This is a genomic window from Sphingobacterium paramultivorum, assembly GCF_014109745.1.
GTDB lineage: Bacteria > Bacteroidota > Bacteroidia > Sphingobacteriales > Sphingobacteriaceae > Sphingobacterium > Sphingobacterium paramultivorum.
On record NZ_CP058555.1, the window covers coordinates 6,341,959 to 6,360,526 of the forward strand.

At 42.1% G+C, this 18,568-nt stretch carries 17 protein-coding genes; 5 read left to right on the forward strand and 12 right to left on the reverse strand.

The window, feature by feature from the left end:
* Positions 1-117: 117 nt before the first annotated feature.
* Positions 118-867, reverse strand: a complete 750-nt coding sequence (locus HS960_RS26310) for a hypothetical protein (RefSeq protein ID WP_182330876.1) — start codon at positions 865-867, stop codon at positions 118-120.
* A 245-nt stretch (positions 868-1,112) separates the two neighbouring features.
* Here HS960_RS26310 and HS960_RS26315 point away from each other — a divergent pair, with 245 nt between their 5' ends.
* Positions 1,113-2,237 carry a serine hydrolase domain-containing protein gene (locus HS960_RS26315; protein WP_153845213.1) on the forward strand — a complete coding sequence of 375 codons (1,125 nt, stop codon included), beginning with the start codon at positions 1,113-1,115 and terminating at the stop codon, positions 2,235-2,237.
* 81 nt (positions 2,238-2,318) lie between these two features.
* Here the strand turns inward: HS960_RS26315 and HS960_RS26320 are convergent, their stop codons facing one another.
* The 4 genes from HS960_RS26320 to HS960_RS26335 all read right to left on the reverse strand — a co-directional run bounded on the left by HS960_RS26320 (position 2,319) and on the right by HS960_RS26335 (position 6,779).
* Positions 2,319-3,215, reverse strand: coding sequence for a 3-hydroxyacyl-CoA dehydrogenase (locus HS960_RS26320; RefSeq protein ID WP_182330877.1), 897 nt, complete (start codon positions 3,213-3,215; stop codon positions 2,319-2,321).
* 64 nt (positions 3,216-3,279) lie between these two features.
* Positions 3,280-5,220 carry an oleate hydratase gene (locus tag HS960_RS26325; RefSeq protein ID WP_153845215.1) on the reverse strand — a complete coding sequence of 647 codons (1,941 nt, stop codon included), beginning with the start codon at positions 5,218-5,220 and terminating at the stop codon, positions 3,280-3,282.
* A 97-nt stretch (positions 5,221-5,317) separates the two neighbouring features.
* Positions 5,318-6,214 (reverse strand): helix-turn-helix domain-containing protein, encoded by an 897-nt coding sequence (locus tag HS960_RS26330; RefSeq protein ID WP_182330878.1) that lies wholly within the window; start codon positions 6,212-6,214, stop codon positions 5,318-5,320.
* A gap of 64 nt (positions 6,215-6,278) precedes the next feature.
* Positions 6,279-6,779 carry a GNAT family N-acetyltransferase gene (locus HS960_RS26335; RefSeq protein ID WP_153845217.1) on the reverse strand — a complete coding sequence of 167 codons (501 nt, stop codon included), beginning with the start codon at positions 6,777-6,779 and terminating at the stop codon, positions 6,279-6,281.
* A gap of 217 nt (positions 6,780-6,996) precedes the next feature.
* Here HS960_RS26335 and HS960_RS26340 point away from each other — a divergent pair, with 217 nt between their 5' ends.
* Both HS960_RS26340 and HS960_RS26345 read left to right on the forward strand, forming a co-directional pair.
* Positions 6,997-7,449: a GNAT family N-acetyltransferase gene (locus HS960_RS26340; protein ID WP_153845218.1), complete on the forward strand. Its 453-nt coding sequence runs from the start codon at positions 6,997-6,999 to the stop codon at positions 7,447-7,449.
* Positions 7,450-7,468: 19 nt separating this feature from the next.
* On the forward strand, positions 7,469-7,921 hold the full coding sequence (locus HS960_RS26345) for a VOC family protein (protein WP_159731623.1): 453 nt from the start codon (positions 7,469-7,471) through the stop codon (positions 7,919-7,921).
* A 16-nt stretch (positions 7,922-7,937) separates the two neighbouring features.
* On the opposite strand, the gene HS960_RS26350 is transcribed toward HS960_RS26345, so the two are convergent.
* From HS960_RS26350 to HS960_RS26370, 5 genes are all read right to left on the reverse strand, one after another.
* The gene (locus HS960_RS26350; RefSeq protein WP_182330879.1) at positions 7,938-8,477 is read right to left on the reverse strand and encodes a GNAT family N-acetyltransferase; all 540 of its coding nucleotides are present in this window, start codon (positions 8,475-8,477) and stop codon (positions 7,938-7,940) included.
* Between the two features lie 3 nt (positions 8,478-8,480).
* Positions 8,481-8,843: a DUF4180 domain-containing protein gene (locus HS960_RS26355; RefSeq protein ID WP_115050019.1), complete on the reverse strand. Its 363-nt coding sequence runs from the start codon at positions 8,841-8,843 to the stop codon at positions 8,481-8,483.
* 112 nt (positions 8,844-8,955) lie between these two features.
* The gene (locus HS960_RS26360; protein WP_153845220.1) at positions 8,956-9,879 is read right to left on the reverse strand and encodes a Dyp-type peroxidase; all 924 of its coding nucleotides are present in this window, start codon (positions 9,877-9,879) and stop codon (positions 8,956-8,958) included.
* Positions 9,880-9,952: 73 nt separating this feature from the next.
* A complete protein-coding gene (locus tag HS960_RS26365) occupies positions 9,953-10,774 on the reverse strand; it encodes an alpha/beta fold hydrolase (protein ID WP_153845221.1) in 822 nt (273 codons plus the stop codon).
* Positions 10,755-11,540 carry a class I SAM-dependent methyltransferase gene (locus tag HS960_RS26370; protein ID WP_153845222.1) on the reverse strand — a complete coding sequence of 262 codons (786 nt, stop codon included), beginning with the start codon at positions 11,538-11,540 and terminating at the stop codon, positions 10,755-10,757. Before HS960_RS26370 ends, HS960_RS26365 begins: the two co-directional genes overlap by 20 nt.
* A gap of 477 nt (positions 11,541-12,017) precedes the next feature.
* Between HS960_RS26370 and HS960_RS26375 the strand changes: the two genes are divergently transcribed.
* Together HS960_RS26375 and HS960_RS26380 are read left to right on the forward strand one after the other, a co-directional pair.
* Entirely contained in the window at positions 12,018-12,851 is an 834-nt protein-coding gene (locus HS960_RS26375; protein ID WP_182330880.1) for a YgdI/YgdR family lipoprotein, read from the forward strand.
* Between the two features lie 171 nt (positions 12,852-13,022).
* A complete protein-coding gene (locus HS960_RS26380; protein ID WP_182330881.1) occupies positions 13,023-14,063 on the forward strand; it encodes a linear amide C-N hydrolase in 1,041 nt (346 codons plus the stop codon).
* Positions 14,064-14,148: 85 nt separating this feature from the next.
* Here the strand turns inward: HS960_RS26380 and HS960_RS26385 are convergent, their stop codons facing one another.
* Entirely contained in the window at positions 14,149-15,246 is a 1,098-nt protein-coding gene (locus tag HS960_RS26385; RefSeq protein WP_182330882.1) for an efflux RND transporter periplasmic adaptor subunit, read from the reverse strand.
* Between the two features lie 21 nt (positions 15,247-15,267).
* Positions 15,268-18,558 (reverse strand): efflux RND transporter permease subunit, encoded by a 3,291-nt coding sequence (locus tag HS960_RS26390; protein ID WP_182330883.1) that lies wholly within the window; start codon positions 18,556-18,558, stop codon positions 15,268-15,270.
* Positions 18,559-18,568 lie beyond the last annotated feature (10 nt).

The window sequence follows — 18,568 nt, forward strand, 5'->3', positions numbered from 1 at the left end:
GACTCAAGATCGGCCGCTGCTTAAAACGTCCGATCTTGAGTTTTTTAAGTATGGACCCAGCCGCATGATCTGTCTGCGCTGAAAAGTCAATACGTTGGTTATACCTAGAAATAAGGTTTACTCGCTACCTTTTATCGTCAATATAACACCTGAATATTTCTCGTGGTCTGTACCGATATAGAGCAGATCGACTTTTTTTGTCGCAGCATCCTCGAGCTGTTTTTTCAATAGATTTAAATCCATTTTTTCTGTTTTTTCCTGCCATTCATCGGTCGATTGGGGCCTGAACGAAGCAATGTTCTTCATGTCAAAAAGTGCCGAATTTGTGTCGAGCTGCTTTGAACGATGTATAAAAATAGTGTCGCCCACGATTTTATCTATTTTTATCCAACCTGCAGGAAGTCCATTTATACTGTTACCGTCCTGATCGGTAAAAAAAGTAGCGCCATAGAGCTGGCCTGTCTTTAGTTGCTTCAAATTATCAATCATCTGACCGACTTCTTTTTCCCGTTGTTGATTGCCCAATTTATTCTTTACCCCATAAATGACTGCCCAGATAAGGATTGCCGCTGTGACAATTAGAAATCCTTTCCATAACTGAAAATAGGGGATGCTATACTGACTTTTGAACGCTTTGATCTCTGCTTTTAATTCATCTGAATAATTCCGTGCGTGAATCAATTTTCCCTGTTCGTCGTAAAGTCTGGAAAGTTTGACAAATCCGCCGCCAAAAGGTAGACCTATAAACCGACGGGCTGGCGTAATAATCTGTAAGGTGAAATTTCGTGGCGCGTTTTCTTTTTTTAAGGTCGCTGTTACCGTTTTTTCTGCTAATACAAAGTCGTAGATACTAAAAATAAAAAACATAGTCTGTCGTGATTTTTTAATGAAGAACTGAGGGAAGGATTCCGGATCAGTTCGACTTCATGAGAAATGAAGCATAAAAGCAAAATTAAAAGAAATAAATAAAAATCAATAAAAACACCCGGGCATTGCAAGAAAATTTCGATTTTTGAAGGGTACATTTTTGAAAAGCAATAAGATCAAATTGATTTAATACGCTGTGCCTTTCAGGAGGCTGACAATATAAACCGAAATGTGCGGTATAAAATATGATAAACCTAAAACTGAGTTTTATTTTGATCTGTGTAACAAGTGTTGTTATGGGACAAAAAATGGATAAATCAAAATTGGATAGTACGATTGCAGGCTATTATAAGGACCCGGCAGCTCCGGGGATTAGCTGTGCAGTTAGCCAAAATGGTCGTCTTATTTATCGTTATGCATTTGGGCTTGCAGATTTGAAGGAAAAACGTGCAATCACATCCAGCTCACATTTTCGCCTGGCATCGGTAAGCAAACAGGTGACTGCACAAGCGATATACACCTTAGTGATTCAAAAGCGTTTAAAACTAGACGACCCATTGTCCCTTTTTTTTAAAGATCTGCCAGTCGCGCTGAAGGATATTACTGTTGCGCAGCTTCTGCAACATACATCCGGAATCTGGGACTATGAAGAGCTTATACCGAAAGAAAGGAAAGATCAGGTATCGGATAAGGATGTGCTGATGTATATCCGGCAGACCGATCGTTTATATTTCCCTTCGGGGAGTCAATTCCGTTATAGCAATACGGGATATTGTCTCTTATCGCTGATTGTTGAGCAAGTTGCGAAAAAATCCTTTGCTTCCTTTGTCAAAAGTCAATTGTTTGAACCCATAGGCATTAGCAAGGGATTGGTATATGAACCGGGCACGACGGTTGATGAACGAGTCTACGGTTATCATCCGACGGAAGGTTCCTACCTGTTTGCCGATCAGAGTGTGACAAGTGCAACACAGGGGGATGGCGGTGTTTATCTATCTGCGGATGAATATCATACATGGGCCAATTTTTTGGTAAAAGATCGGTTAATACAGCCGGGACTGGAGCAATTGTTCGATCAAATGGCCTACCCGGTAAAGGATGGAATAGCGTATCATTTCGGATGGTTTATTCAAAAAAATGCAGGCCATAAAATCCTGTTTCATTCAGGTGAATCTACCGGGTTTCATCATATCGTATATATCGATGTACAGAAAGACCTTGTGGTTTCACTTTTTAGCAATCGTGATGATTTTATGATCGGTGAAGCCTTTGATGCCATCCTTAAAACAATGGACATCAGCAAACCGGTATTGAATGAACAGCATCGCTCAACTTTTGCATGGTTGAACGGAGTATATGCGAATGAGTGAAAGAGGGACGCGGATTGAAATAAGCATAAACAATAAATCGTCGCAGGTAAAGCTGCGACGATTTATTGTTTATGAAGAGACCTACTTTAAAAAGTCGGGCGATTGATAGGCCGGATTGGGATAGGTATAGAACCCTTCCCCAGTAGCGACGCCCAATTTGTTTTTGTCTATAAAATGCTCTTTGAGATAGGCCACTGTTTTGATCTTTAAAGGGTCATTTGTTGCTTCGGCGCTCATTTTATTGATATTATAGGCTGTTGTGATGCCAACGATATCGAGTATGCCGAAGGGGTCTGTTGGCGCTCCAGTGGCAACCATCCAGGTTTTGTCGATCGTTTGGGCATCTGCCACTTCGTTGACCAAAAGATCTGTTGCCGCCGAAAGTAATGGGACAAGTAAGGAGTTTACAATATAGCCAGGTTGCTCCTTAAGCAGTGGTAGGGCAACCATGCCAATGGATTTTGCAAAGTTTACAACCTGCTCAAATACCGTTTTGTCTGTACCCGGATGGCCCATAATTTCTGCTGTATTGTGCTTCCAGATTTCATTGGCAAAATGTAGCGCCAGGAACTTCTCGGGACGGCCGGTTTCTTGGGCAAATTGACTTGGTAGCAAGGTTGAGGAGTTTGTGGCAAAAATGGTTTTCTCTGGAGCGACTTTCGCTAACTCCTGATAGAAGCCAATTTTAATGGCTGGGTTTTCGGGAACGGCTTCGATAAGAAGATCTGCGTTTGCTACCGCCGCGGCCAGATCTGAACTATAAATGAGCCTGTCAAAGGTTGAAGCCAGTTGTTCTTTACTCGCATGAAGATCTTTCTCGAATGCCTGCGCCAAAATATCAAATTTTGCTGCAGCTTTTTTAAGTACATCGTCGTTGATGTCGTATACAGTGACATGATAGCCATGAAATGCTGTTTGGAAAGCGATTTGATAGCCTAAAACCCCACTGCCAGCTATCGTTATATTTTTAAAGTCCATGATGTTATTATTTTTTCAATTCGTAAAAACCTGCGCCACGGAACCATGGCGCAGGTTGTGATCCTTATCCTTTAATTCCTTTTAACCAATCTTTGAATTTGGTGATCTGCTCTGTCAGGAAAGATTCATGGTCTTCTTGTTCCTCAGAACCGATAGGTAGGATATGTTCAAAATAAGTGCCTTTTAGAATTTTACGTAGTAAGCCTTCGCCCACAAATGGTTTGTCATCATTTAATGTTTTGGCTGCTTTCAAAAGATGGCGGATGTCATATTGTAGGGGATTGATATCCGGAACCTGCTTGTTTAAGTTCAGCAGTTCATATACCGCAATACGTGCGGTACGTACCGAGCTTTCCATGGTAAAGACAACGTCATTGTTGGTTTCCACAAACTGACCGATCAAGCCCAGGTTTTTACATCCTTCAGGTACGACTCTCGGACGGTCGCCTTTTGCTCGTGGCATAAACATCGAGGTGATGTAAGGCATGAATGTCGTACGTACAATCGTATTTTTGATAACATCGTCCAGTTGATCGATAATGCCCAAATGGTGACATAGTTCGGCTAGAATTTCGTCTCCGGTACATTGTGGCATTGGCTTTTTGATGTAATTTCCTTCTTTATCCATAAATAAGGCATATACCCATAAGACAAGAACATCATCCGGTTGGCCAGGGAAATGTGGCTGTCTATTACAGGTGAAACTCATCAGCCAATCAGAATCGGTAATGGTAATAATACCGCCAGTAACTGTTTTGCCAGAATAAGGGTCGTTGACGGAATATTCTTTTAATTTTTCGACTAAAGCCGAAGGTTTACAAGTCAGGGTTGCAGACTCCCATGCTGATTTTTCGATGTTGCTGCAGAACTTTTCGGGTTTACCGAATATGGTCGATTTGGCAGCAAGATTTTTCCAGAGTTTCCAGCCTGCACTTTGACCGCTGCTGCTGTTGTCGATACCGATGATCGGTGCATTTTTGTTGTCCCCGTAGAAGGTATCTTCTGTCATTGATCCAGTTGTCACAATGACGAAGTCGTCTTTTCCGATTGGAATTTTTACTTCTTTGCCATCTTGTTCTGTAATTAGGGCCTCTACAACTTTTCCATCGGTATTGCTTTGGATATCCAGGTCTTTGACCAATACATTGAATCGGATGTTTACACCTTTGCTTTGAAGTACTTTACGCAAAGGGGTCACAAAGGTGTCGTATTGATTGTATTTCGGGAACACGAGTGATGAAAGATCATTCAATCCGTCTATCGCATGTAAAAAGCGGTGCATGTACAATTTCAGCTCAAGTAAACTATGCCAGTTTTCGAAAGCGAACATGGTACGCCAGAAGGTCCAGAAATTGCTGGATAAAAATGACTCGCTGAAGTAGTCTTCGATGGTTAAGTCATCTAAATCTTCTTTATTTTTGAGGAGCAATCGAATGATGGCCAGCTGATCCATTTTGCCCAATCCAAACTTGCTGAAGTCTTTTATCTCACCAAGTTTATGAATAAGCCTTGCTTTGGAGTAGTTGGAGTCGTTGTCATTGATCAAACGGTACTCGTCCAGAACACTATAGGGGGCAGGCATTTCCAATGCAGGAATGTCCTGAAACATATCCCAAAGATTTTCGTAAGTCATATCCATTTCCCTACCACCGCGGATGACATAGCCGTCGGTTGCATTACCGGCACCATCTAACGAGCCGCCTTCCACATGGAGCTGTTCGAGGAATGTGATGTTTTCAGCAGGAACATGGCCATCCCGGATAAAATAGTAGGCTGCAGACATCCCTGCTATACCGCTTCCGACGATGTAGATTTTACTGTCTTTATATGATTTTGGTGGAATACCTTTATTGCGTTGATAATTTCCGATCTGATCAGAAAAGGGCATCGATTTTTTCGGTGTGTTACGTTGTTGTTCTTTGCTTGAATCGGGTTCATGATTTACATTTCCATATTCAGCAGATGCATTTAATACTTTGTCGAATTTTGAGGTGATTTCTTTCATGATTCTCATGTTTTTTTAATTCTTGAGTAAAGTTACTAAGATCACCTTAATCATTTGTGCCCTCAAATTCGCTATTGTTCTACCGAATTTCCTCTTTCTACATATTTTGTCGCTTTCGGTACTCTGATGGCGATAAGGTGGAGTATTTTTTGAAAAAACGACCAAATGCTGAGATGGAATTAAATCCGATTTCATAAGAAATTTCTGAGATAGTCTTTTCGGGATTCCCGAGCAGCACATAGGCTTCTTTAAGCACACGCTCATCAATAATTTCATGTGGTGTTTTACCTGATGCTCTTTTAACAACCTGAATGAGGTATTTGTTTGAAATAAATAACTGGTCGGCGTAATATTGTACTTCTTTGTATTGATTGCTATGTCGCTGAACCAGGTCTGTAAACTTATAGAAAAGGTTGTTGGTCTCTTGCGCACTTTCCGTTGTATTTTGTTCTTTAGATGCCAATTCGTCGGCGATCTCTAATAGGAGATTAAAGATGATCGTGCGGATGATATCTGCTGTAAAATGTGTTGTTCTTAACGTAACTTCTTTGAGGTAGTCTATTAATTTTAACAGCTTGTCAATTTGTTTGTCTTGGGAGCTGACAATGGTAAAGGTCGAATTTTTAAAAAGCCCCAGTTGTTCGATAAAGAATGGATTGACAATATGTTTAAGCAGGAATGCTTTGTCAAAAAAGAGCAGCTTCATTCTAAAGTCGGCGCTGACCTGCGAAAACCGGATAATTGTTGTTGGGGCGGATATGAGGATATGGTTTGTCGAGATATGGTATTCCTGATTGTCTACCTGAATATTTATATCGCCCGCTGTACAGATACAGATGGCATAATAATCAATACGAAAAGCATTGCTTGGGTATTCAAAAATCGGATTTCCAGAAGAAATATAATAGGGGCGGTGGCAATTTACGCCAAAGAATGATAAGGTATCTTGAAGACTTTCGTGTGTATTATAAGTTGTTTTTACCTTAAACTTCATTGACTTTTTGTTCGGCTTGGGCATATACAGTTCCTATTGTTTTTAATATTCGAATGGGCTTTGTTTATTCGGATGCTGTCCGTTTGCGCATGAGTTTTTCTGTGGCAATATCGTCTTCTATCCCAACGAAGAAACTTTTGAATCCGAATTTGCTCAGTAGTCGTCTCGATGCGGTGTTATCGGGATCAATGATACCAATCACATCTTTACCTGGATTTAATGTTGTGGCAAGGGCTAGCATCGACTCGCAAATCTGTGTTCCCAGCCCCTTTCCCCAATGTTCTTTGCGGAGCAAATAGCCAATTTCGAATACGCTTGGATCTTTTTTGTAATTAACAAGCTTACAGTCGCCTAAAAGCTTTAGCGTATCCGCTTCGATTACTTTAAAATAGCCTAAATCAGGATCCTGGTTGATTTCGAGAATCGAATCGAATTTTTTCCGGGCCTGCTCTTCGGACAATCCTTTGCCGGTAATGTATTTCATGACATCATCCCCTTTAACCAAGTCGTGGAAAGCGTCAAAATCTTCCGGGAGATATTTTTTAAATAGAAGTGTGTTGTACATGGCTAATGCGTTTATTTACAAGATAAGGTTGTTTTCTCTGAAATCAAATTATCGGAACCTAAATCATCATCTTTCTGTCTTATTTAACTTTTTCATGATTTTAGTTCTCCAATTTAACTTACATTGCCTTTCTGTAAAGCAGAAGGGAAGCTTTTATAAGAATGCTATTCCGTAGCGATACGGTGTACATAAGAATTTTTAGAGGGAGATAATCGTTATGGAAATAAGAGCGGCAAGCGAAGCCGACTATGTGGCAATCCTGCGCATTTGGGAAAACTCGGTTCGGGCAACCCATGATTTTTTGAAGGAGGAGGATCTTCAGTTATATAAGAGACTGATCCCAACCGAGTACTTACCACAATTAAAGGTATATGTCATAGATGATGATGGACAGCCTACTGCTTTTTTCGCTGTCTCCGATGATAATCTAGAAATGTTATTTGTGGATTCAGCATACAGGGGAAAAGGTGTTGGGACTGTAGCGCTACAGCATGTGCTGGATAAGCTCCAGGTATATAAAGTTGATGTCAATGAACAAAATCAGCAGGCTGTTGATTTTTATCTGAAAAAAGGATACCAGCTTATCGGGCGCTCAGCTGTAGATGGTATGGGCAAATCCTATCCGATCTTGCATTTACATCACGAGAGCGCTATCAATGGATTGAAATAATTTTAAAATGAAATAACTTATGATACAAGGTTTATACGAAACGCATATTCAGGTGCGGGATTTAGCTAAAGCGGTCGCATTTTATACGGAGGTATTGGGATTGCGTGTGGCACATCGCGATCCGACACGTCCTATTGTTTTTTTATGGATTGGAACCGGCAAAGACTATATGTTGGGGCTGTGGCAGGAAGAAACAAACTTTCAACCGAGACATTTTGCCTTTAGAGCGGATAAAGAGGATATCTTGAATTACGCCGTGGACTATCTGAAAACACGTGACCTGACACCCTATAATTTTTTAAAGGACGGGATCGAAGCGCCGATGGTCTTTGCGTGGATGCCTGCATTGGCCATTTACTTTAATGATCCGGATGGCAACCAATTGGAGTTTATCGCAGTTTTGGAAGGGGAGGGTAGGCCCGAACTGGGCGTGCTGTCTTATGCCGATTGGATCAATCGTACAGCAGAGTAAGTCACCTTTTGGTGACTTACTCTGCTTGTTTCCATTCTTCGGCAAGGATTGCAAAGACCACATCATCTTCCCATTGACCGTTATGGAAATAGCTTTTTACAAAATGAGCTTCCTTTCGGAATCCCAAACTTGTTAAAAGCTGCATGGATGCCTTGTTTTCCGGAGCTACCGAGGCCGTGATCCGATGTTTATGATACTGACGGAACAGGGCCTCTATAACTGTTTTCAGTCCTTCTTTGGCATAGCCCTGTTGCTGGAATTCTTTTTTTATGGTACAGCCCAATTCGACCTGCAGGTGTTCAGTACCAAAAAAATGAACGCCAATATCGCCGATTACTGCGTTTGCTATTTTGTCGGTCATAACGAGCTGAAACCAGGACTCTGGAAGATTGAATGTGCCCGGATTTTTTGCAATAAATGCATCGACTTCTGCCAAGGAGTCTGGAATCCAGCCCTGATATTTATTGGTTTCTTTATCCGAGCGATAACCGAATACTGCCTGACTGTCTTCCGCCATAATGGGCCGAATCGCTAATCTTTCTGATTCAATATGCATGACTTAACGTTTTGAAAATCTGGCTATCGCTTCTTCACGCGTACCTACAAAATTGATTTTCTTTGATTTATTGCTTTCGTAGATAAAATCGTTTAAACTTTTGCTGTTGTATCTGGAGAAATCGCCAACGATGGCAATGTCAAAGCCATACTGCGTATATTTTTGAAGAATTTCACCGGCAAGTTTTGTTTTAAGTTCGAAGAAATCGTCTGTGATGTTCTCTTGATAAATAATTGCTTTGTATGCTTCTTGCGCGCCACAGTCGACCATAATCTGTAGACCATCATCGAGATTATGGATAAAGACGCCTGAACCTTTAACTTCAGCAATGTTTTCGTCACCTAGCTGAATAATAGTGATTTCCATTTTTTTTGTCGTGTAGTGTTAAAAATAAATTTGTGGGACCAGATTCCATGACCCAGTGCTCTACGTTGGGATATCCTGTTGGAAATGATCCGAGATAGTGGGTATACAGCTTTTAACCTGCAAATTCTTTCAGCATATTGATTGTTGGACAGAAGAACAGGGAGCCGGTATGCGCCGTACTAAAGTCCAGTATTCTATCGTAATTCCCTTCGGGTTCACCAATAAACATTCTTTTTAGCATCAATTGTACGGTACTGAATGTGCTGGCGTAAGCGATAAAGTAGGTTCCCATTTCATTTGTTGCGATTTGCCCAAAAGGCATATTGTCGCGAACAATTTTCAAATCGTCACCGACATTGGCTAGGGCCGAATGTGAATTAGTCGGTTTTTCATCGTCGCCCATCTCAATATCGTTTGCTTTGCTTCTGCCGATGACCTTCTCCTGTTCAGCGACGGGTAAAGAACGCCAGGCATTCATGTCATGAATATATTTTTGTACAAATAAATAGCTTCCACCCTTATAGCCTGCATCCTCATCACCAACGATACCAAAGAAAGCACGATCCTCACCAAGTGGATTTTCTGTTCCGTCGACAAAGCCCAAGATACTTCGGCCGTCCCAATATCTGAACCCATGAACTTCCTCCTTGCAATCGGCAACGGGACTTAATAAGGCTGCTATTTCGGTCGCCATGTCAATGCAATAGCTTTTTTCATAAGCGCGAATATGGAAATGTAAATCTCCAGGGGTAGCTACAGCAATATGTTTTTGACCAATGATAGGTTCGAAAGGAACCAATTCCTTTGGCATAGGTTCGTTGAGTTCCAGCTTTTTCCAGGCATGGTGGCTTATGCCCAATACCACGCTTGCTTTCACAAGATTTGAACGTACCTGCGCCGAATTATTGAGATTGACAACCAATGCACATAAGCGTTGGAAGACATCCTTAATGACCACATTTTCGTGGAAATTCCATACCATAAACACCGTATTGTTGCTCGGTGTATCGATGACATTTTGGGCCTGATGATCCATAAGATAAGTTGTTGTGTGTTGTACAGCCTTGCTAAGCTACAAATAAAATCGGTTGTACGGATAGACTTTTTGATTACTCGGATGCGGTTTTTTGATACAGTTTGACGATTTCATCAATGACCAGATCTGGTTCGTCATAAAAGACATGATGCTCCGCATTTTGAGCCAAAAGATAACGTCTATTGTTTTTTTGATCTGCATATTTTTTTAGGGCAGCAATAAATAAACTGCGATCGGGTTCTTCAAAAGGTGATTTTCCTGAGCCAATGACAGTCATAGGAACATTGATTTTTCCTGCAACCTCATGTAAAACAGCCGTTGATGCTTCGTAGTTTAAAACGAGATGATAGAACCCTAAGCTTTCTTTTTTGATGTTATCGAGCTCACTGGCATATTCGCTCTTCAATGATTTGGATCGCTCCATGGTCATGAAATAAGGGGATACAATATCGATCATTACAGTGCCAACAACCTGACCGGGATTGGTCGTTATAAATTTCATCGTATAGTTACCACCGAAGGAATGGGCAACAAAAAAGTACCGATCACGATAGCCCAATTGCTGCAAAGCAGTTTTAAGATCCTTTACTTCATTTGTCAAGCTAACGTTAACGGTGTCTATTTCACTTTTTCCAAAGCCAGCTCTGTCATAGGTAATTAAAGGTGCGCCCAATTTGCTCGATAGCGGTTCCAATAACTTTCTCCAAACGGAAGCATCATTTCCACCCCCAGATTCAAAGACAATGGGGATACCCTTCCCCTCCATTAAAATAAAATGAAGGCTATGGTTGCCTACATTGATCATGGTATCCCTGAGCTGTGCTTTTACGGCCAGCCCGGGGAGTGTCAGTAGGAGGAAAACGGATAAAAGGAGATTATACTTTAGCCCGTACATCGTTCATTTTAAGTGTCATGGTGGTCGCTTCTGTTTCGATCCATTGGCTGTATTCGGCGATAGCCTGTAAGCGAAGTTCGTCGGAGATATACCCTTCCGTAACCATTTGTCGCGATTGGGCGACTTTGTTCCAGATAGCCAGATTGGTATCAAAGTTTGCTTCTCCTTTTTTGTAGGTCTGATCGGCATTGATAACCTGAACCGAATGGAAACCTGCTTTTTGGAGCAGTGCAGCGACCTCATCAGCAACACGATTGTTCATACCTGCATCTGCTCTCCATTTCAGAAAAGTACGGTAAAATGTGAGCATGCTTTCCGGAGGGGCGGGGTTCCATTCAATGGCGGTGTGATTGTAGTCTAAAATCGAGATTTGTCCTCCGGGTTTTAACCAGGATTTAAATAAGCCCAATGCCCGGGGAATATCACTCAACCATTGCATGGTGCGCGCCGTTATAATCAGGTCGAACGGATGTGGCGGTTGATAATCAAAAATATTGCTGCAGACCAGGTTCAGATTTTGGGTGCTACCATAGCGCTCATTGCCGCTGTCGATAAATGACTGTGTATTATCGAGCCCGGTTATGGTTCCGTCGCCGATATAGCTTGCTACCTCATTCGTGAGTGTTCCGGTACCACAGCCCACATCCAAGATTTCTATGCCAGGAGATAGTAAGGGAATAATTGTTCTATAATCGGAGGATAATGTCCTTCTTTCAAATATCTTATTGGCTTGTTGATCTTTTCTGTCGATAAATTTCTCTTTCATTGGATTGGGTTTAGTTGACTGTAAATATAGCTTTTGCTTTCCGGTTAAAAAAACTTCTATTCGTTTAACCGTTTTCGTTGCGCTAACCTGACCAACAGTTGAGGATATTCCTGCGTTTGTTTATGGTTACTATCAGCCGGATATCCTATTCTCCATTAAGAAGGATATAGTAGTCTTTTTACAAGGTATTAACAAGGGGTTAACAGGGGATTTACCCCTGTTAACCCCCTGTTATCCCCCTGTTAACCCCCTGTAATATCCCTGTTATTATGGAAACTGATATAAAGCAATTTAAAACCTGTATCGGGTGATAAAAGACGATCATTTACTATTTTCTAGAAACAGTGATACTTTGCGATTAATACCCTAATTAGGAAATTATTTTATATCGTTTCGCTGTTTTTTTAATAATAGTTTTTTATATTGTTGTACAATAGTACTCGTGCCGTTGTAATTACACTAAGATATCCTGATATTATGCGAAAAGTATTCAAAGTTCTCACGCTAATGTATTGTGCTGTTTTTCTTTCAGCCTGTTCTTCCAACTATCTCATGACATTCAATGGGGAGAATGTAAAAAAAGATGAAGACAAGGGAACGTTTTCATTTAATAATGATACAGTACAAATTGATTATTCCTTTGCCGACAGAGATGGTCGAATTTACCTTCGAATAGAAAATAAAATCGATAAACCGATCTTATGGGATCTTAAAAGTTCGGCCATGGTTATTAATGGTAAAACGCAAGGCTATTCTGCTGAACAAGCTGCTTTTAATGGAAAGATGAATGCTTCGGTTTCCGATATAGGTGCTAGTAAATCCAATATATTTAATGATGCTTGGGTGAACGGTTATATTACAGGATCGGTAAGTTTACCTAAAGATGTGGTACTTATCCCACCACATGCCTATGTGGATGGGCATTATTTTGATTTTAAAAACGATGTTAAATCCATTGTACGATCATCCCAAAAAGAAAAAGTATATATGTATGATATGAGTGGCGAGAGTTTTGCGGTAAAACTTGCTCGATTTGAAGGCGCTGAGTCTCCATACAGTTTACGTAGTTATTTAAGTTATTCGATTTTAGAAGATGGTAAAGCTATTGTTAAAACTACGGAACAAAAATTTTATGCTGCCCAGCTTTGGCAGACCGGTTCAGTAGCGCTTAATAATATTATTGAACTGTATAATAAGCGCGGAGACGTGCTGGCTGTTAAGGAAAAAAAGGGGCAGGGGGCAATGCTTGTTGGAGGTGCCTTGGCATTAACTGCAGTTGCTGCCGCAATTGACCCGAAAGCGGCAGAATAGTACCCAGAGCCATATATTATGGCTATAGGTTATGCTCGTCTAAGCTGTACCGGATTAAATCATGCCGGGTACAGCTTAGACAAACAATAAGCTCAAATTATTGTTTATGGAATTGGAGTGCTTTTGCACGCTATCAAGACAAAGTCATATCACGCAAAAAAATCTATACATATGAAGTATCTTGCACAATTTATGTTGATCGTATTCCTTTTTGCCGTTAAAGAAGGCCGATCCTGTACACGCGTTGTTTATAAGGGGCCTAATCAGACCGTTATCACGGCAAGGAGTATGGACTGGAGAGATGATATCGCGGCCAATCTATGGGTGTTTCCGCGTGGAATAGCGCGCAGTGGAGAGGTAGGACCTCAGTCTTTGAAATGGACTTCCCAATATGGGAGTGTAGTTTCCAGTGCTTGGGACATTGCTACCGTCGATGGTTTAAATGAAAAGGGATTGGTGGCCAATGTACTCTGGCTTGTCGAATCTACCTATCCTAAATTTGATCCAGCGGGACCAAAAAAAGGGCTTGCAATCTCGGCTTGGGCCCAATATGTTTTGGATAATTTTGCGACCGTCAGTGAAGCCGTATCTGCCTTAAAGGATGAGCCATTTGTAATTGTAAGTGATTATATCCCGGGAACTACCAAATTTACGACCATACATTTATCGCTTTCAGATGCCACAGGCGATAATGCTATATTTGAATACATCAACGGTAAACTGGTGATTCATCACGATGCGGCCTATACAGTTATGACAAACTCGCCCATCTTTGAAGATCAGCTCGCGCTAAACAGGTATTGGCAGGGAATTCCGGGAACTATCATGTTGCCGGGAACAAACCGTGCTGCTGATCGTTTTGTGAGGGCTTCTTATTATATTAATGCGATCCCGCAAACAGACGATGTGCGGCTTTCTGTTGCCAGTGTTTTCAGCGTGATCCGCAACTGCTCGGTTCCATTTGGAATAAGCTCGGAATCTGAACCTAATATTTCGTCTACACGATGGAGATCCGTGGCTGATCAGAAGAATAAAATCTATTATTTTGAGAATGTATTGGTTCCGGGAACACTGTGGGTAGATCTGGCTAAATTTGATTTAAAGAAAGGGGCTCCAACGATGAAGCTGGACATGAAGCAGGGGATGGCAATAAATGGCATTTCAAATAACCTGTTTAAGGCTGCCCAACCCTTTAAATTTATGGGCATTTAAATTAGAAAGACCGAATAAATTAGAAAGACCGAACCCGGTTATAATGGGTTCGGTCTTTCTTTTGTTTAGGAATTAGTAGAAAGTCCTATTTGACTGACGTTCCGTCTATAATCTCTTCATCCGCTTTGCTGACCAATTTAGTGTCTTGTTTTAAGTCACCAAATATTTCGATCTGACCATCGATGCTGCGTCCTTTCTGTACAGGAATACGTTGTGTTTTGTTCGAAACAACAGCAATCACAAAACTTCCTTCGCCCGAAGTAAATACCGCCGATTTCGGTACAACAAAAGTACTGTCTTGAGATGTTAAAGGCAATTCGACCTCTGCGACCATACCCGGCAATAGCTTGTTGTCGGTATTGTTAATGTCAATTTCTACCCGCTCGGATCTTAATCGGCTGTCCAGGGCACCCGATTTACGTGCGATCTTACCCGAGAAGGTTTGCCCAGGCAATGATTTGACAGTAAATTGTAAGGGCTGGTTTTCGGTGAGGAAACCCGAATATTGTTCCGGAACAGCAACGGCTAACCTCAGTTTGCGTTGTTGTTGAATGGTCATGATGGGCATTTCCGAGCCACGGCCAGCAGGACCAACATAGGCGCCCTGATTGACATTTCTTGTTGCGATTACACCGTCGAAGGGTGCCCTGATTTCCAAATAATTCAACAGGTTTTGTACCTCTGCGTAGGCCGATTTAGCGGCTTGGTACTGCGCAAAATCAGCATTCTTTTTTGACTCAGCAACCTCAAGATCCAGTCTGGCCACCGTTCCCTCTACCTTGCTGGTTTCAAAGAGTCTGTCGTAAGTGCTTTTTGTAGCCATATAGACCGCCTCCTGTGATTTGAGCCGCGATTTGGCTGCTGACAGCTGTGAACTCAATTCGGGAGCCTCCAGGACAGCCAATAGCTGACCGGCATGCACTTTACTTCCGATGTCCACGTTAAGACTTTTGACGTAACTGCTGACCTTAGCGTAAATCTCGACCTGCTGGAATCCTGTGATTTCCCCGGGAATCTGCATTTTATTTGTTAATTTCTGTTTGGTGGGTACAAATGTCTCCATTGCCGGAGCTGCAGCTTCCGGACTTTCTTTTTTTGCATTTTCCTCGGCAGCCGAATGGCATCCTGTTAAGGATGCGATCAGACCGGCGATAGATAATATTTTGAACAAATTATTTTTCATATTTTATAGATTATACTGCTTTTACGATAAAGGTTTTAATGCCGCAATATAGTGTTTACTTTCTTTGTCTTCAGGATCTAATGAGATCGATTGTGTACTGCTTTTTTCTTGCGCCCAAGCAAATATAAGCGGTAAGATGACGAGTACGGCAAATGTCGAAAATAGTAATCCTCCAATTACGGCTCTACCGAGTGGTGAAACTTGTTCGCCACCTTCACCATGACCAATGGCCATAGGTAGCATACCCACAATCATGGCCAAACTGGTCATGATAATTGGGCGAAGCCGTAAGGATGCTGCCTCACGGGCTGCAGCCAGCGCATCGCCATTATGCCGACGGATATGTTCGGCATTGGTGATGAGTAAAACAGCGTTCGCAATGGATACACCCACCGACATGATAATCCCCATGTAGGATTGTAAGTTGAGGGTAGATCCGGTTAACAACAGCAGAATCAATGAGCCCAGCACAACCGCAGGCACTGTGGTGAGCACAACCATAGAAACTTTGAACGACTGGAAATTGGCTGATAGCATCAGGAATATAACGATAATGGCTACGGCCAAACCAGATTCGAGGCTGCTCATGGTCTCTGATAACACTTTTCCAAGTCCTATTTGCTCCATCGATAAACCACGAGGAAGTTCTCCAAGGGCTTTGATACTGCGCTGTACATCCTTGGAGGCTGTTTTTAAATCGGTATGATCAATATTTGCTGTAACTGATACATAAGGCATTGCACCTAAATTGTCGTTTTCGCCATAGGTGAAGGACGGTGTGATCGTTGCAACGTCGCTCAGAATTGGTCGCGCTGAATTTTTCAATAAGGGGATTTCACCGATTTCTTTCTCATCTTTCATTTTATCGATGGGAACCTGAACTTGGACGTTGTATGAAAGTCCTGCTTTTTCATCGATCCAGGTGTTTTTTTCGGTATAACGCGAGGAAGAAGTGGAAGCGATCAGCGATCGTGTTACTTCGCTGAGATCTACACCCAGTTGTGCAGCCCGGATGCGGTCTATCTTAATATCGTAAGAAGGGTATTTAATGGATTGTGCTAATTGCACATCTCTAAAATAAGGGATGGCTTTTAGTTCCTCGATCAATTTACCGGCGTACTTCTCGTTGTTCTTTTTGTTTTTTCCTGCTATCCGAACTTCAATAGGAGTGGGCGATCCCTGACTTAATACTTTATCCGTAAGCTCGATCGGTTCAAAGGATACCTGTACATCGGGAACTGCCGCTTTCAGGCGTTTTCGGTATTCATCACGGAAACTGTCCATATCGTGATGGTAGTCTTTCAGTGCGATTTGGAAAACAGCTTCATGTGGACCAGCCATGAAAAGATAGATCGGTGATACTGAAAACTGTCCGGGGTGTTGACCGATATAGACAGAAGATATGCTGATATGTTCTTTCCCAACCAGTTTTTCCAGTTCGGCCAGCGCTAGTTTTGCTTTTTCTTCGGTGCGTTCGATACGTGTACCTTCAGCTGCACGGAGGCGCATTTGGAACTGACTGGAGTTAACTTTCGGAAATACATCCTGTCCAATTGTGGAAAGTAAAATGACAACAAGACTTATTGCTCCAAGCAGATAAACTACGGTAATGGTTTTCTTTCTTTTGAACAAAAGGTCGATCATTTTCATGAATCTGTTTCTGAACCGTTCAAAAATACTGATCTTTCCATCGTTGTTAAAGTCTTCCCGTTCAACCAATAGTTTCTTCTGATTTAGGGTGTCTTGCTCGGATTCTATGGTCAGTCCAGTTGCTGCAAATTGAGCTTCATCTGTATTTAAACCCACTGGTTCGGTCGCGTGTGGCGCTTTATGCGCATGATCTTTCATGAGCCAGTTTGCCATGATAGGAACAAATGTCTGCGAAAGGAGGAAGGATATGATCATTGAAAATCCAATGGACAGGGCCAAGGGAAGAAATAACGAGCCCGGAATACCTGTCATGGTAAATGCCGGCGCAAATACGGCTAGTATACAGAGCAGGATCAATAATTTGGGTAAGGCGATCTCTTTACAGGCATCCCAGATAGCCAAGGCTTTGGGTTTACCCATATCCAGATGCTGGTGTATATTTTCTATCGTTACCGTACTTTCGTCGACCAGGATACCAATTGCCAAGGCTAGTCCACTGAGGGACATGAGGTTGATGGTCTGCCCGAAGAGTTTCAGAAAGAGCACTCCGGATATCACGGATATCGGAATGGTTAGGATAACGATCAGCGCAGCTCTTCGATCACCTAAAAATAGGAGGACCATTAGTCCGGTCAGGATAGCACCGATTGCACCTTCGGTAATCAAACTCTTTACGGAATTGATGACATAGACGGACTGGTCAAATTCATAAGATAACTTGACGTCGTCGGGTAAATTTTCCTGAATTTTTGGTAAGGCTGCTTTTAAATTCTGGACAACCTCCCAGGTTGAGGCATCGCCGGCTTTGGCGATACTGACGTATACGGAACGTTTGCCGTTGACCAAAGCATAGCCTGCGGTAACGTCGGCACCATCTTTTACGGTAGCAATATCGCCAAGGTAAAGATTTTGTACTCCACCTTTAAATAGCGGGATTTTTTCAAAATCTTTGACATCCTTGATGGTGTTGTTCGTTGGTGTAATGTAGTTTTTGTCCTGAATACGTACGTTTCCTGCAGGAGCGGTTTGATTGTTCAGTCTTAGCGCTTCTACGACCTGATCGGGTGTCATATTGTGACTCCGCATTAAATCGGGATCAACGTTGACCTCAATTGTACGTGGACTTCCCCCAAAAGGAGGGGGCGACAACAGACCGGGGATTGACGTAAACGATGCCCGGACATAGACGTTGGCTAGATCTTGCAGTTCGTTGTTAGAACGCTTGTTACTGCTCAATACCAGTTGGCCTACAGGAAGCGATGAGGCGTCAAAGCGAATGATGAACGGCGGTTGTGAGCCTGGAGGAAAGGAGGCCTGGATCCGATTGGCCAGGGCACTTAGCTCGGCTGCAGCCTGGGCCATGTTGGTATCTTCGTAATACGATACTTTCATTAAGGTCAGACCTTGAATATTCTTGGTCTCAATGGACTTGACCCCATTGGCAAAAAGAAGGATATTGACGTAGTTTTTGGCAAAATAAGATTCCATTTGATCCGGCGAATAGCCACCAAATGGATGGGCAATATAAATAACCGGAAGGTTCATTTTTGGCAGGATATCCACCTTGATCGATCGAACGGCACCTATGCCAAAGACAATAAGTCCCAATACGAGTACGAGGATGGATATCGGCTTGCGTAAGGCAAAACGTATTAAATTCATGTAATGTTAT